Source organism: Pseudomonas sp. HN11, from assembly GCF_021390155.1.
Taxonomy (GTDB): domain Bacteria; phylum Pseudomonadota; class Gammaproteobacteria; order Pseudomonadales; family Pseudomonadaceae; genus Aquipseudomonas.
The window spans coordinates 410,668-423,668 of the sequence record NZ_CP089985.1 but is presented as its reverse complement, the minus strand read 5'-3'; the positions used below and the strand labels follow the sequence as shown (position 1 = coordinate 423,668).

Genomic DNA, 13,001 nt, shown 5'->3' with positions numbered 1-13,001 from the left:
ACTTGCAGCTTGCAGCTAGAAACTTCCCCACAAAAAACCCGGCTCAGAGGCCGGGTTTTTTGTGGGTCTACGGCTTAGCCGTTGAACACATCATCCACGCTTTGCAGCGGGTAGTGCTTCGGATACGGCAGGGTAGCAACGCCGGTCTCGATGGCGGCCTTGGCCACGGCATCGGAGATCAGGGTGATCAGGCGTTTGTCCATTGGTTTCGGGATGATGTACTCACGACCGAATTCCAGCTTGATACCGCCGTAGGCATCGCACACTTCCTGGGGCACTGGCAGCTTGGCCAGTTCACGCAGGGCGTTGGCGGCTGCCACTTTCATCTCTTCGTTGATGCGCTTGGCACGAACGTCCAGGGCGCCACGGAAGATGAAAGGGAAGCCCAATACGTTGTTGACCTGATTCGGGTAGTCTGAACGGCCAGTGGCCATGATCACGTCGCTGCGGGTAGCGTGAGCCAGTTCCGGCGAGATCTCTGGGTCCGGGTTGGAGCAAGCGAACACGATCGGGTTGGCCGCCATGGACTTGAGGCCTTCGGCGCTCAGCAAGTTCGGGCCGGACAGGCCGACGAACACGTCTGCGCCGTCAAGGGCGTCAGCCAGAGTGCGCTTGTCGGTCGCGTGGGCAAACATCGCCTTGTATTGGTTCAGGTCGGTACGCTCGGACTGGACTACGCCCTTGCTGTCGACCATGAAGATATTTTCCAGCTTGGCGCCCATGCTCACCAGCAACTTCATGCAGGAGATGGCCGCAGCGCCAGCGCCCAGGCAGACGATTTGTGCGTCAGCCAGGGTTTTGCCAGCGATTTCCAGGGCGTTGATCATGCCAGCCGCGGTCACGATCGCAGTGCCGTGCTGGTCATCGTGGAATACCGGAATGTCGCACTGTTCGATCAGGGCCTTTTCGATCTCGAAGCACTCAGGTGCCTTGATATCTTCCAGGTTGATGCCACCGAAGGTGATGGAAATGCGCTTGACCGTGTCGATGAAAGCCTGCGGGCTTTCGGAGTCGACTTCGATGTCGAAAACGTCGATGCCGGCAAAGCGCTTGAACAGCACGCCTTTACCTTCCATGACTGGCTTGGATGCCAATGGGCCGAGGTTGCCCAGGCCGAGAATAGCGGTGCCATCGGAAATCACTGCAACCAGGTTGCCTTTGCCGGTGTACTTGTACGCCAGTTCAGGGTCGCGGGCGATTTCACGTACGGGCTCGGCAACACCAGGGCTGTAGGCCAGCGACAGGTCGCGAGCGGTGGCAGTGGCTTTGGTGAGCTCTACACTCAGCTTTCCTGGACGAGGATGGGCATGATATTCGAGAGCGGCAGTTTTCAAATCAGACATATCGGCATTCCGCTTTTACTGTTGGTCGACGGACCGCCGAGGATACTCGTGTCGTAAAGTCCCTACAAGACTGGGCAGTCACAGGTGTCAAGGGCCCTGCGCTACGACTTTCGGCCAAGAGCCACGGGATACAAGGGCTTAACTGTTCACAATCGAATAAAAAAATGTCTACAATTTTTTCTTAGCGTATCGGTTTGAGCATGCCAGGATCAGTCAGCGGCAGCAGCCAGCGTACCTGTCCATTTTTCAGTGCACCGCGCTTGGCGCGATCCTGCACCCAGCCACGCGCTTCGATTGTCATATCTTGCAGACCATTGAGCATTGCAGAGTCGAATTGTCCGATGAGGTCGGGCGCAATGCGTAATACCAGTGAACCTTGCAATTCGATCCAGATTCCACCGCGATTGCGTTCGATCTTGTTCACCCGGCCACTGACCAACGCGAAGCCGGACTGCTTGAGCTGCGCCACACTTTGTACCGGCGATTGCCGCCAAAGGCCCAATCGCGCGTGACGGGCGCTGTTTTCAGCCGCCCGCTGACAGGCCACAAGATCGACGTTGGGCGCTACGCCCACTTGAAACCCCAAACCTTCGGCCAGCAGTTGCGCCTCAAGATTCTCGCCATCAACGCCATAGAGGTGGGCCAACGTACGACCATACCGGTCCTTGCTCTCGCGCCCAGGCACCAGACCAACGCGACTGCCGCTGGCGTCGACCAATGCCTGCAAGCGCTGACGGGCAGCGACGGCGTAAGGTTCGTCGCTCCGGCCCTTCTTGCCGGTCTCCGGGGCATTGAGGCCGATCATCCGTACGCTGCGGCCGTCCTTGAGGCGTACCGTGTCGCCATCGACCACGCGCTGCACTTCCACCTGGGTCAGGGAGGCCGGAGCGCGACAAAATACCGCCGCCTCGGCCACTGAAAGCCAAATCCCAGGCACAAAAAAGGCGCCCACGAGGGACGCCTTTTTCAACAGCTGGCAAAAGCCCATAAGGCTTTTAAGCCTTACTCTGCTGGAGTAGCAGCAGGCTTCTTGCCGAAAGCACCAAAGCGATCTGCGAAGCGCTGTACACGGCCGCCGGTGTCCAGAGTTTTCTGCTTACCGGTGTAGAACGGGTGGCACTCGTTGCATACGTCAGTACCCAGTGGCTTGCACAGGTTCGAACGCGTTTCGAACTTGTTGCCGCAGCTGCAGGTGACTTCGATGGTTTCGTACGCTGGATGGATATCGGCTTTCATGGCACTTCCTCGGGCTAGCGTGCCGCCACTCGACACTATTGTCGAATACCGCACGTAATTAGGCCGCGGATTCTACCAGACCTTTTTAATCACGCAAGCCGCGTATCCGGGTGAAAACCGCCTTTCATCAGAAAACCGTGGCATACCCAAGCCCTCCCCTGTCTGCTAGGCTCCCGCACCTGCGCCACCGCCTGCCTTTATATGAGACCCCCCGCGTGCCCGACGCCATTTTGCGCCTAGCCCTGCCCTCGCCCCTGCGCCGCCTGTTCGATTACCGGGCCCCGGCCGGCGTGCTGCGAGAACAGTTGCAGCCGGGCATGCGCGTGCGCGTGCCGTTTGGCCGACGGGAAATGATCGGCATTCTGGTGGAAGTCGCGGACCACAGCGAAGTGCCAGCGGAAAAGCTCAAGCCCGCGCTGGCCATGCTCGACGCCGCCGCCCCGCTGCCGCCCGCCCTGTTCAAGCTGTGCCTGTGGACCGCGCAGTATTACCAGCACAGCCTGGGCGATACCCTGAGCTGGGCGTTGCCGGTGCTGTTGCGCCAGGGCGAACTGGCCGAAGCGCGCCAGGAGCGTTTCTGGTCGATGGCGCCCGGCGCGCGCCTCGACGACCCACGCATTGCCCGCGCCCCGCGCCAGCGTGAAGCCTTGGCCACACTGGCGCAGCATCCCCATGGCGTGGCTCATCAGCTATTAAGCAAGCTGATGCTGAGCAAGGACAGCCTCGACCTGCTGCTGGCCAAGGGCCTGGTGCAGGTGGAGATCCGCAAGCATGCGCCCGACGCCCGCCACGAACACTGGCTGGCCCAGCCGGAACTGCCGCTGAACCCCGAACAGCGCGCCGCCTACGAAGCGATTCGCGCCGGCTTTGACAGTTTCCACGCGTTCCTGCTGGCCGGTGTCACCGGCAGCGGCAAGACCGAAGTCTATTTGCAGTTAATCCGCGAAACCCTGCAGGCCGGCAAACAGGCGCTGGTGCTGATCCCTGAAATCAATCTGGGCCCACAGACCCTGGCGCGCTTCGAACAACGTTTTAACGCACGCATCGCTCTGGTGCACTCGGCGGTCAATGACCGTGAGCGCCTGGAAGCCTGGCTGGCAGCACGGGATGGCGAGGCCGACATTATTATCGGCACCCGTTCGGCGCTGTTCACACCGATGAAGAACCCAGGTCTGATCATCATCGACGAGGAGCACGACGGCTCCTACAAACAGCAGGAAGGCCTGCGCTACCATGCCCGCGACCTGGCGCTGGTGCGCGCACGCCAGGAGGACATCCCTATCGTGCTGGGCTCGGCCACGCCGTCCCTGGAAAGCTTGCACAACGCCTACACCGGTCGTTACGGCCTCCTACGCCTGAACGAGCGTGCGGGCGGCGCCAAGCAGCCCCGTTTCCTGCGCCTGGATGTTAAAAGTCGCCCGTTGGACAGCGGTATTTCCGGGCCGATGCAACAAGCCATCGACCAGACCCTCGCCGCCGGCCAACAGGTCCTGGTGTTTCTCAACCGCCGTGGTTTTGCGCCGACGCTGTTGTGCCACGACTGCGGCTGGATGTCCGAATGCGAGCGCTGCGATGCACGCATGACCGTGCACCAGCGCTACGGCGAGCTGCGTTGCCATCACTGCGGCCATGTGGAGCGCATACCGCGCCACTGCCCGCAATGCGGCAAAGTCGACCTTCGACCGGTGGGCGCCGGCACCGAACGGGCCGAAGAGCGCCTGGGCATTCTGTTCCCGGATTACCCGGTGCTGCGCGTCGACCGCGACAGCACCTCGCGCAAGGACGCAATGAACCAGCTGTTCGCCACCATCCAGAAAGGCCACCCGTGCATCCTGATCGGCACGCAGATGCTTGCCAAAGGGCACCACTTTCCACGGGTGACCCTGGTGTCGATCCTGGATGCCGACGGTGGGTTGTTCTCCGGGGATTTTCGCGCCAGCGAACGCATGGCGCAGTTGATCGTGCAGGTCGCCGGCCGCGCGGGCCGCGCCGAAGAGCCAGGCCGGGTGATCATCCAGACACACCTGGCCGATCATCCGCTGCTGATCCAACTGACCGAACAAGGCTATTTCGCCTTCGCCGAGCAGGCGTTGAGCGAACGTCGCGCCGCTGGCCTGCCGCCTTTTTCCCATTTGGCCCTGTTGCGTGCCGAAGCCCACAAACCCGGGCAAGCCGAAGGTTTCCTGGATGAAGCCTGCAGCGCCGCCGAACGTTTGCTCGGCGAACTGGACCTGACCGGCATCGAACTGCTCGGCCCGGTGCCCGCCCCTATGGAGCGCCGCGCCGGGCGCTACCGGGCTCAGCTACTCTTGCAAGCAACCTCACGCGCGCCCCTGCATCGGCTATTAAGTAGTTGGTTGCTTGCCCTGGAGCAAATGCCCAGCGGTCGCCAAGTGCGATGGTCACTGGATGTAGACCCGGTAGATTTGTATTAAGCCTGGCCATAGGTCCCGCGAAGGTTGGCAAGCCCGCCCTCGCCACGGATAATGCCCAGTTTTTCCACCTGCGCATCGCGCGCCGCCGCTTGCGGTCGAAAGAGAACACCATGAAAGACACCATTCGCCAGCTTATCCAACAAGCCCTCACCCAACTCGTCAACGAAGGTGTGTTGCCTGAAGGCCTGACGCCGGCGATCCAGGTGGAAAACACCCGCGACAAGACCCACGGTGACTTCGCCAGCAACATCGCGATGATGCTGTCCAAGCCTGCCGGCATGAAGCCGCGGGACCTGGCGGAAAAAATCATCGCCGCACTGCCTGTCGACGAGAGCGTCACCAAGGCTGAAATTGCCGGCCCTGGCTTCATCAACTTCTTCCAGAACACCCAGGCCCTGGCTTCGCGTCTGGACGCGGCCCTGGCCGACGCCAAGATCGGCGTGCGCAAGGCTGGCCCGCTGCAGCGCGTGGTTATCGACCTGTCGGCACCGAACCTGGCCAAAGAGATGCACGTGGGCCACCTGCGTTCCACCATCATCGGCGACGGCGTGGCCCGCGTACTGGAATTCCTCGGCGACACCGTGATCCGTCAGAACCACGTCGGCGACTGGGGCACCCAGTTCGGCATGTTGATGGCCTACCTGCAAGAAAACCCGATCACCAGCAACGAGCTGTCGGACCTGGAAAATTTCTACCGTGCCGCCAAGAAGCGCTTCGACGAATCCGAAGAGTTCGCCGACCGCGCCCGTGGCCTGGTGGTCAAGCTGCAAGCCGGTGACAAGGAGTGCCTGGAGCTGTGGAACCGCTTCCGTGAGATTTCCCTGTCGCACTGCCAGGAGATCTACGAGCTGCTCAACGTCAAATTGACCATGGCTGACGTGATGGGCGAAAGCGCCTACAACGACGACCTGATCAACGTGGTCAACGACCTCAAGGCCGCCGGCCTGCTGGTGGAGAGCAACGGCGCGCAGTGCGTTTTCCTCGAAGAATTCAAGACCGCCGACGGCGAGCCGCTGCCGGTGATCATCGTCAAGGCCGATGGCGGCTACCTCTACGCCACCACCGACCTGGCGGCCGTGCGCTACCGCAGCGGCGTGCTCAAGGCCGATCGTGCCCTGTATTTTGTCGACCAGCGCCAGGCCCTGCACTTCCAGCAGGTGTTCGAAGTGGCGCGCCGCGCCGGTTTCGTCACCCACCCGATGCACATGGAACACATGGGCTTCGGCACCATGAACGGCGCCGATGGCCGCCCGTTCAAGACCCGTGACGGCGGCACCGTGAAGCTGATCGACCTGCTGACCGAAGCCCAGGAGCGTGCCTACAACCTGGTGAAGGAAAAGAACCCGGAGCTGGCCGAGGCCGACCTGCGCAACATCGCCCGCGTGGTGGGCATCGGCGCAGTGAAATACGCCGACCTGTCCAAGCATCGCACCAGCGACTACAGCTTCAACTTCGAGCTGATGCTCAACTTCGAAGGCAACACCGCGCCGTACCTGCTGTACGCCTACACCCGTGTGGCCGGCGTGTTCCGCAAGTTGGGCAAGGATTTCAGCGAAGTCGAGGGCCAGATCAACCTGGAAGCTGCGCACGAACAGGAACTGGCCGCCAAACTGGCGCAATTCGGCGAAGTGCTGAACAGCGTCGGCGAGAAAGGCACGCCGCATATCCTGTGCACCTACCTGTACGAAGTCGCCGGCCTGTTCTCCAGCTTCTACGAGAACTGCCCGATCCTGACCGCCGACGACGAAGCTCAGAAGCAAAGCCGCCTGCGCCTCGCCGCACTGGCTGGACGGACCCTCAAGCAAGGCCTGGAACTGTTGGGCCTGGAAACACTGGAGCGTATGTAAGTTGGCTGCCAAGAAAAAACCTGCACCCAAGCGCGGCGCCAGCCGCTACCAGGCCCCGGCGAAGAAGCCGATCCCGGGCTGGTTGTGGATGGCGATCGGCCTCACCGTCGGCGCGTTTATTGTGTTCCTGATGAAACTGGATCCGGGCAAGGGCGATGACGTCAAGCGGGTCAAGCAGGAACAGCAGAAGGCCACGAAAATGGCCGAAGCCAACAAGACGGCGCCGAGCCCGACTGCCCCAGTGAAGCCGAAGTACGATTTCTACACGCTGCTGCCGGAATCGGAAGTGATCGTGCCGCCTGACGCCGTGCCGGAGAAAACCCTGCCGACGCCGCAAGTACCGACTACACCGGTCACCCCGGCAGAAGCGGCGAAGATCGATACCGCCCGCGCCCAGGCCGCGCTGGCCGGGATCACCCCGCCGCCAGCACCGCCGGTGGCCGAGACCAAGGCCGCGCCAGTGACCAAGTTCTTCCTGCAGGCGGGCTCGTTCCCGAAACAGGCGGATGCGGATCGCGTACGGGCGCAGATCATTCTGCTGGGCCAGACGGTGTCGGTGGAGTCGGGGACGGTGAAGGATGCGACTTGGTATCGCGTGCTGGTGGGGCCGTTCAGCAACCGTGAACAGCTGACCGTGGCGCAGAAACAACTGGCTGGCGCGGGCTTTAGCAACCTGTTGTTACAACAACGCCAGAGCCGCTGATTCAAGCTCAACACCGATCAAAATGTGGGAGCTGGCTTTCTGTAGTGAGCGGGCTTGCCCCGCTCACTACATTTCCTACGGTTGAAATCCCCCCCGCCACCCCCATATGAGTTTCCATCAGGGCATTTTCGCCCCGCTGCGTGGAGACTCTCCCCTTGACCACTATCGTTTCAGTACGTCGCCACGGCAAAGTCGTCATGGGCGGCGACGGCCAGGTTTCCCTGGGTAATACCGTGATGAAAGGCAACGCCAAGAAAGTGCGTCGCCTGTACCACGGCCAGGTTCTCGCGGGCTTTGCCGGCGCTACCGCCGACGCCTTCACCCTTTTCGAACGTTTCGAAGGACAGCTGGAAAAACATCAGGGCCACCTCGTGCGCGCCGCCGTCGAACTCGCCAAAGAATGGCGCACCGACCGCTCCCTCAGCCGCCTGGAAGCCATGCTGGCCGTCGCCAACAAAGACGCCTCACTGATCATCACCGGCAACGGCGATGTGGTTGAGCCTGAACATGGCTTGATCGCCATGGGTTCCGGCGGTGGCTACGCCCAAGCGGCAGCCAGCGCACTGTTGAAGAAAACCGACCTGTCGGCTCGTGAAATCGTCGAGACCGCCTTGGGCATCGCCGGTGATATCTGCGTGTTCACCAACCACAACCAGACCATTGAGGAGCAGGACCTCGCCGAGTAAGCCATAGGCTTATTCCGCTTGAGGCCGCCAAACACTATGTCCATGACTCCCCGCGAAATCGTCCATGAACTCAATCGCCATATCATCGGCCAGGACGACGCCAAGCGCGCCGTGGCCATTGCGCTGCGTAATCGCTGGCGCCGGATGCAACTGCCCGAAGAACTGCGCGTTGAAGTAACGCCGAAAAACATCCTGATGATCGGTCCTACCGGCGTCGGTAAAACCGAAATCGCCCGTCGCCTGGCCAAGCTGGCCAATGCGCCGTTCATCAAGGTCGAAGCCACCAAGTTCACCGAAGTGGGCTACGTGGGCCGGGACGTCGAATCGATCATTCGTGATTTGGCCGACGCCGCCCTGAAAATGCTGCGCGAACAGGAAGTAACCAAGGTCAGCCACCGCGCCGAAGACGCCGCCGAAGAGCGTATCCTCGACGCCCTGCTGCCACCGGCACGCATGGGCTTCAACGAAGACGCCGCACCGGCCTCGGATTCCAACACCCGTCAGTTGTTCCGCAAGCGCCTGCGTGAAGGCCAGTTGGACGACAAGGAAATCGAGATTGAAGTCGCTGAAGTCTCCGGTGTCGACATCTCCGCTCCACCTGGCATGGAAGAAATGACCAGCCAGTTGCAGAACCTGTTCGCCAACATGGGCAAGGGCAAGAAGAAAAGCCGCAAGCTCAAGGTGAAGGAAGCACTCAAACTGGTGCGCGACGAAGAAGCCGGGCGCCTGGTCAATGAGGAAGAACTCAAGGCCAAGGCCCTGGAAGCAGTCGAGCAGCACGGCATCGTGTTTATCGACGAGATCGACAAGGTCGCCAAGCGCGGCAACTCCGGGGGTGTCGACGTGTCCCGTGAAGGTGTGCAGCGCGACCTGCTGCCGCTGATCGAAGGCTGCACCGTGAACACCAAGCTGGGCATGGTCAAGACCGACCACATCCTGTTTATTGCCTCCGGTGCGTTCCACCTGAGCAAGCCAAGTGACCTGGTGCCGGAGCTGCAAGGCCGCCTGCCGATTCGCGTGGAGCTGAAGGCACTGACGCCGGGCGACTTCGAACGCATCCTCAGCGAGCCGCACGCTTCGCTCACTGAGCAATACCGTGAGCTGCTGAAAACCGAAGGCTTAGGGATAGAGTTCCAACCGGACGGCATCAAGCGCCTGGCGGAGATCGCCTGGCAGGTCAACGAGAAGACCGAGAACATCGGCGCACGTCGCCTGCACACTTTGCTGGAGCGTCTGCTGGAGGAAGTGTCCTTCAGTGCTGGCGATTTGGCTGGCGCGCAGAATGGCGAAGTGATCAAGATCGACACTGAATACGTCAACAACCACTTGGGCGAATTGGCGCAGAACGAAGATCTGTCGCGCTACATTCTGTAGAGTTCAAGCTGTAAGCTACAAGCTTCAAGTTGAGCCCATTCAACTTGCCGCTTGTAGCTTAAGGCTTGCCGCAGGAGGCACCCATGTCTAAATTCCCCACCGCTGTAAACCTCCACAAAACCTCCAACACCCTCGGCCTCACCTACGGGCCCGACGAGGTGTATCAACTCCCCGCCGAACTGCTACGCACCCACTCGCCTTCCGCCGAGGTCCAGGGTCATGGCAAACCCATCCTGCAATTCGGCAAGCTCAATGTGCGGTTGACCAAGGTTGAACCGGCCGGCCAGTACGCACTGAAATTGACCTTCGACGACGGCCATGACAGCGGACTGTTCACTTGGGACTATCTCTACCAACTGGCCGTGCGTCAGGACGCGTTGTGGGCCGATTATCTGGCCGAACTCAAAGCGGCCGGCAAAACCCGCGATCCGGATCAGTCGGTCGTGCGGCTGATGCTCTAGCCCAGGGGTCTTGCTCTTTAGAGGGCATTTTCTAATTTCATCTGCTTGAATGCCCTGTCGCGTGGCCAACGATTGGTCCGCTTGCGAAAAAAATTAAACTCGGGTAACCAATGGAACTGGCAAGTTCCCTGCATTTGACGATGCGGTATCAACGGTCATCCGAGTCGCAGTACCAGGCTTGTGTTGTGTATCGAAACTGGGTGCGCAGCGGTCCCCGGTACTCGTCTTTCGGACAATGGAGCGTCGTAGATGAGTAACAAGAACAACGATGACTTGAAACGCCAGGCCTCGGAAAACACCCTGGGGCTCAACCCGATCATCGCGTTACGTAAAAAGGATTTGCTCGCCTCGGCGAAGATGGTGCTGACCCAAGCCATCAAACAACCGTTGCACAGCGTCAAGCACGTCGCGCATTTTGGCGTCGAATTGAAGAACGTGATGTTCGGCAAATCCGTGTTGGTGCCGGAGAGCGACGACCGTCGTTTCCTGGACCCGGCCTGGACCCAGAACCCGCTCTACAAACGCTACCTGCAAACCTACCTGGCGTGGCGCAAGGAACTGCACGACTGGATCGGCGACAGCAACCTGTCGGAACAGGACATCAGCCGTGGCCACTTCGTGATCAACCTGATGACCGAAGCCATGGCGCCCACCAACAGCGCGGCCAACCCGGCGGCGGTCAAACGCTTCTTTGAAACCGGCGGCAAGAGCCTGCTCGATGGCCTGTCCCACCTGGCCAAGGACATGGTGCACAACGGCGGCATGCCGAGCCAGGTCAACATGGGTGCCTTTGAAGTGGGTAAGACCCTGGGCACTACCGAAGGCGCGGTGGTGTTTCGCAATGACGTGCTGGAGTTGATCCAGTACAAGCCGATCACCGAACAGGTGCACGAACGCCCGCTGCTGGTGGTGCCGCCGCAGATCAACAAATTCTATGTATTCGACCTGAGCCCGGAAAAGAGCCTGGCGCGTTTCTGCCTGCGCAATAACCAGCAAACCTTCATCGTCAGCTGGCGCAACCCGACCAAGGCCCAACGCGAGTGGGGCCTGTCGACCTATATCGAAGCGCTCAAGGAAGCGGTCGATGTAGTGACGGCGATTACCGGCAGCAAAGATGTGAATATGCTCGGCGCTTGCTCCGGCGGCATCACCTGTACCGCACTGCTCGGCCATTACGCGGCGCTGGGGGAAAAGAAGGTCAACGCCCTGACTCTGCTGGTGAGTGTGCTCGACACCACCCTGGACACCCAGGTGGCACTGTTCGTCGATGAGCAGACGCTGGAAGCGGCCAAGCGCCATTCCTACCAGGCCGGCGTGCTGGAAGGCCGCGACATGGCCAAGGTGTTCGCCTGGATGCGCCCCAACGACCTGATCTGGAACTACTGGGTCAACAACTACCTGCTGGGTAACGAACCGCCGGTGTTCGATATCCTGTTCTGGAACAACGACACCACGCGTTTGCCAGCGGCCTTCCACGGCGACCTGATCGAGCTGTTCAAGAACAATCCACTGGTGCGGGCCAATGCCCTGGAAGTATGCGGCACGCCCATCGACCTCAAGCAAGTCACTGCCGATATTTATTCACTGGCCGGCACCAATGACCACATCACGCCGTGGCAATCCTGCTACAAGTCGGCACAGCTGTTTGGCGGCAAGGTGGAGTTCGTGCTGTCCAGCAGTGGGCATATCCAAAGCATCCTCAACCCGCCAGGCAACCCCAAGGCGCGTTATCAAACCAGTGACAGCCTGACGGCGAAGCCGCTGGAATGGCAGGAGAATGCCACCAAGCACACCGACTCCTGGTGGCTGCATTGGCAGGCGTGGCAGGCGGAGCGGGCGGGGAAGTTGAAGAAAGCGCCGACAAGTTTGGGTAACAAGACGTACGCGGCGGCGGAAGCTGCGCCGGGCACTTATGTACATGAAAGATAGCGGCAAGCGACAAGTTGCAAGTTGACTGCATTCGGCTTGCAGCTTGTGGCTTGAAGCTGCTTCCCCTCTAACCCGCAGGGTTTTCCCATGCCGCAACCGTTCATCTTCCGCACCATAGACCTGGATGGCCAGACCATCCGCACGGCGGTGCGCCCGGGCAAGCCCCACTTGACGCCGCTGCTGATCTTCAATGGCATCGGCGCCAACCTTGAGTTGGTGTTTCCGTTCGTCCAGGCGCTGGACCCGGACCTGGAAGTGATCGCCTTCGATGTGCCTGGTGTAGGCGGTTCATCCACGCCCAATCGACCGTACCGCTTTCCCGGTCTGGCCAAACTCGCCGCACGCATGCTCGATTACCTGGACTATGGCCAGGTGAACGCGGTGGGCGTGTCCTGGGGCGGCGCGTTGGCGCAGCAGTTCGCCTACGACTATCCGGAACGCTGCAAGAAGCTGATCCTCGCGGCCACGGCGGCGGGCGCGGTGATGGTGCCGGGCAAACCCAAAGTACTGTGGCTGATGGCCAGCCCGCGCCGTTACATCCAACCGTCCCATGTCGTGCGCATTGCACCGATGATCTATGGTGGCTCGTTCCGCCGCGATTCGAAACTGGCCGCCGAGCACGCCAGCAAAGTGCGCTCGGCCGGCAAGCTGGGCTACTACTGGCAGCTGTTCGCCGGGCTGGGCTGGACCAGCATCCACTGGCTGCACAAGATCCGCCAACCCACCCTGGTGCTGGCAGGGGATGACGACCCGCTGATCCCACTGATCAACATGCGCATGTTGGCCTGGCGCATTCCCAATGCACAGTTGCACATCATTGATGACGGCCACCTCTTCCTCATCACCCGGGCGGAAGCCGTCGCGCCGATCATCATGAAATTTCTCGAAGAGGAGCGCATGCGTGCGGTGATTCATCCGCGACCGGCCGTGTAAGGACACACCGCCGCGCAACTTGCCAGGAACCGGCTATGGTTCTGAACTGGCGTG

11 protein-coding genes are annotated in these 13,001 nt (G+C 60.9%); 8 read left to right on the top strand and 3 right to left on the bottom strand.

Going from position 1 to position 13,001, the window contains the following annotated elements:
• Positions 1-74 precede the first annotated feature (74 nt).
• From LVW35_RS01955 to rpmE, 3 genes are all read right to left on the bottom strand, one after another.
• On the bottom strand, positions 75-1,343 hold the full coding sequence (locus LVW35_RS01955; protein ID WP_016979185.1) for a malic enzyme-like NAD(P)-binding protein: 1,269 nt from the start codon (positions 1,341-1,343) through the stop codon (positions 75-77).
• Positions 1,344-1,524: 181 nt separating this feature from the next.
• On the bottom strand, positions 1,525-2,331 hold the full coding sequence (locus tag LVW35_RS01950; RefSeq protein ID WP_233893455.1) for a thermonuclease family protein: 807 nt from the start codon (positions 2,329-2,331) through the stop codon (positions 1,525-1,527).
• Between the two features lie 14 nt (positions 2,332-2,345).
• On the bottom strand, positions 2,346-2,579 hold the full coding sequence (rpmE, locus tag LVW35_RS01945) for a 50S ribosomal protein L31 (RefSeq protein WP_005784030.1): 234 nt from the start codon (positions 2,577-2,579) through the stop codon (positions 2,346-2,348).
• Between the two features lie 215 nt (positions 2,580-2,794).
• On the opposite strand from rpmE, the gene LVW35_RS01940 reads away from it, so the two are divergent.
• From LVW35_RS01940 to phaZ, 8 genes are all read left to right on the top strand, one after another.
• Positions 2,795-5,014 (top strand): primosomal protein N', encoded by a 2,220-nt coding sequence (locus LVW35_RS01940; protein ID WP_233893454.1) that lies wholly within the window; start codon positions 2,795-2,797, stop codon positions 5,012-5,014.
• A gap of 110 nt (positions 5,015-5,124) precedes the next feature.
• Positions 5,125-6,861 (top strand): arginine--tRNA ligase, encoded by a 1,737-nt coding sequence (gene argS / locus LVW35_RS01935; protein WP_233893453.1) that lies wholly within the window; start codon positions 5,125-5,127, stop codon positions 6,859-6,861.
• 1 nt (position 6,862) lies between these two features.
• Entirely contained in the window at positions 6,863-7,564 is a 702-nt protein-coding gene (locus LVW35_RS01930) for an SPOR domain-containing protein (protein ID WP_233893452.1), read from the top strand.
• A gap of 155 nt (positions 7,565-7,719) precedes the next feature.
• A complete protein-coding gene (gene hslV / locus LVW35_RS01925) occupies positions 7,720-8,250 on the top strand; it encodes an ATP-dependent protease subunit HslV (RefSeq protein WP_003171209.1) in 531 nt (176 codons plus the stop codon).
• A 36-nt stretch (positions 8,251-8,286) separates the two neighbouring features.
• Positions 8,287-9,624: an ATP-dependent protease ATPase subunit HslU gene (hslU, locus tag LVW35_RS01920; RefSeq protein WP_233893451.1), complete on the top strand. Its 1,338-nt coding sequence runs from the start codon at positions 8,287-8,289 to the stop codon at positions 9,622-9,624.
• A gap of 83 nt (positions 9,625-9,707) precedes the next feature.
• On the top strand, positions 9,708-10,085 hold the full coding sequence (locus LVW35_RS01915; protein ID WP_010213778.1) for a gamma-butyrobetaine hydroxylase-like domain-containing protein: 378 nt from the start codon (positions 9,708-9,710) through the stop codon (positions 10,083-10,085).
• A 249-nt stretch (positions 10,086-10,334) separates the two neighbouring features.
• The gene (gene phaC, locus LVW35_RS01910) at positions 10,335-12,014 is read left to right on the top strand and encodes a class II poly(R)-hydroxyalkanoic acid synthase (protein WP_233893450.1); all 1,680 of its coding nucleotides are present in this window, start codon (positions 10,335-10,337) and stop codon (positions 12,012-12,014) included.
• A gap of 87 nt (positions 12,015-12,101) precedes the next feature.
• The gene (gene phaZ, locus LVW35_RS01905) at positions 12,102-12,947 is read left to right on the top strand and encodes a poly(3-hydroxyalkanoate) depolymerase (RefSeq protein WP_233893448.1); all 846 of its coding nucleotides are present in this window, start codon (positions 12,102-12,104) and stop codon (positions 12,945-12,947) included.
• The last annotated feature ends 54 nt before the right edge of the window (positions 12,948-13,001 follow it).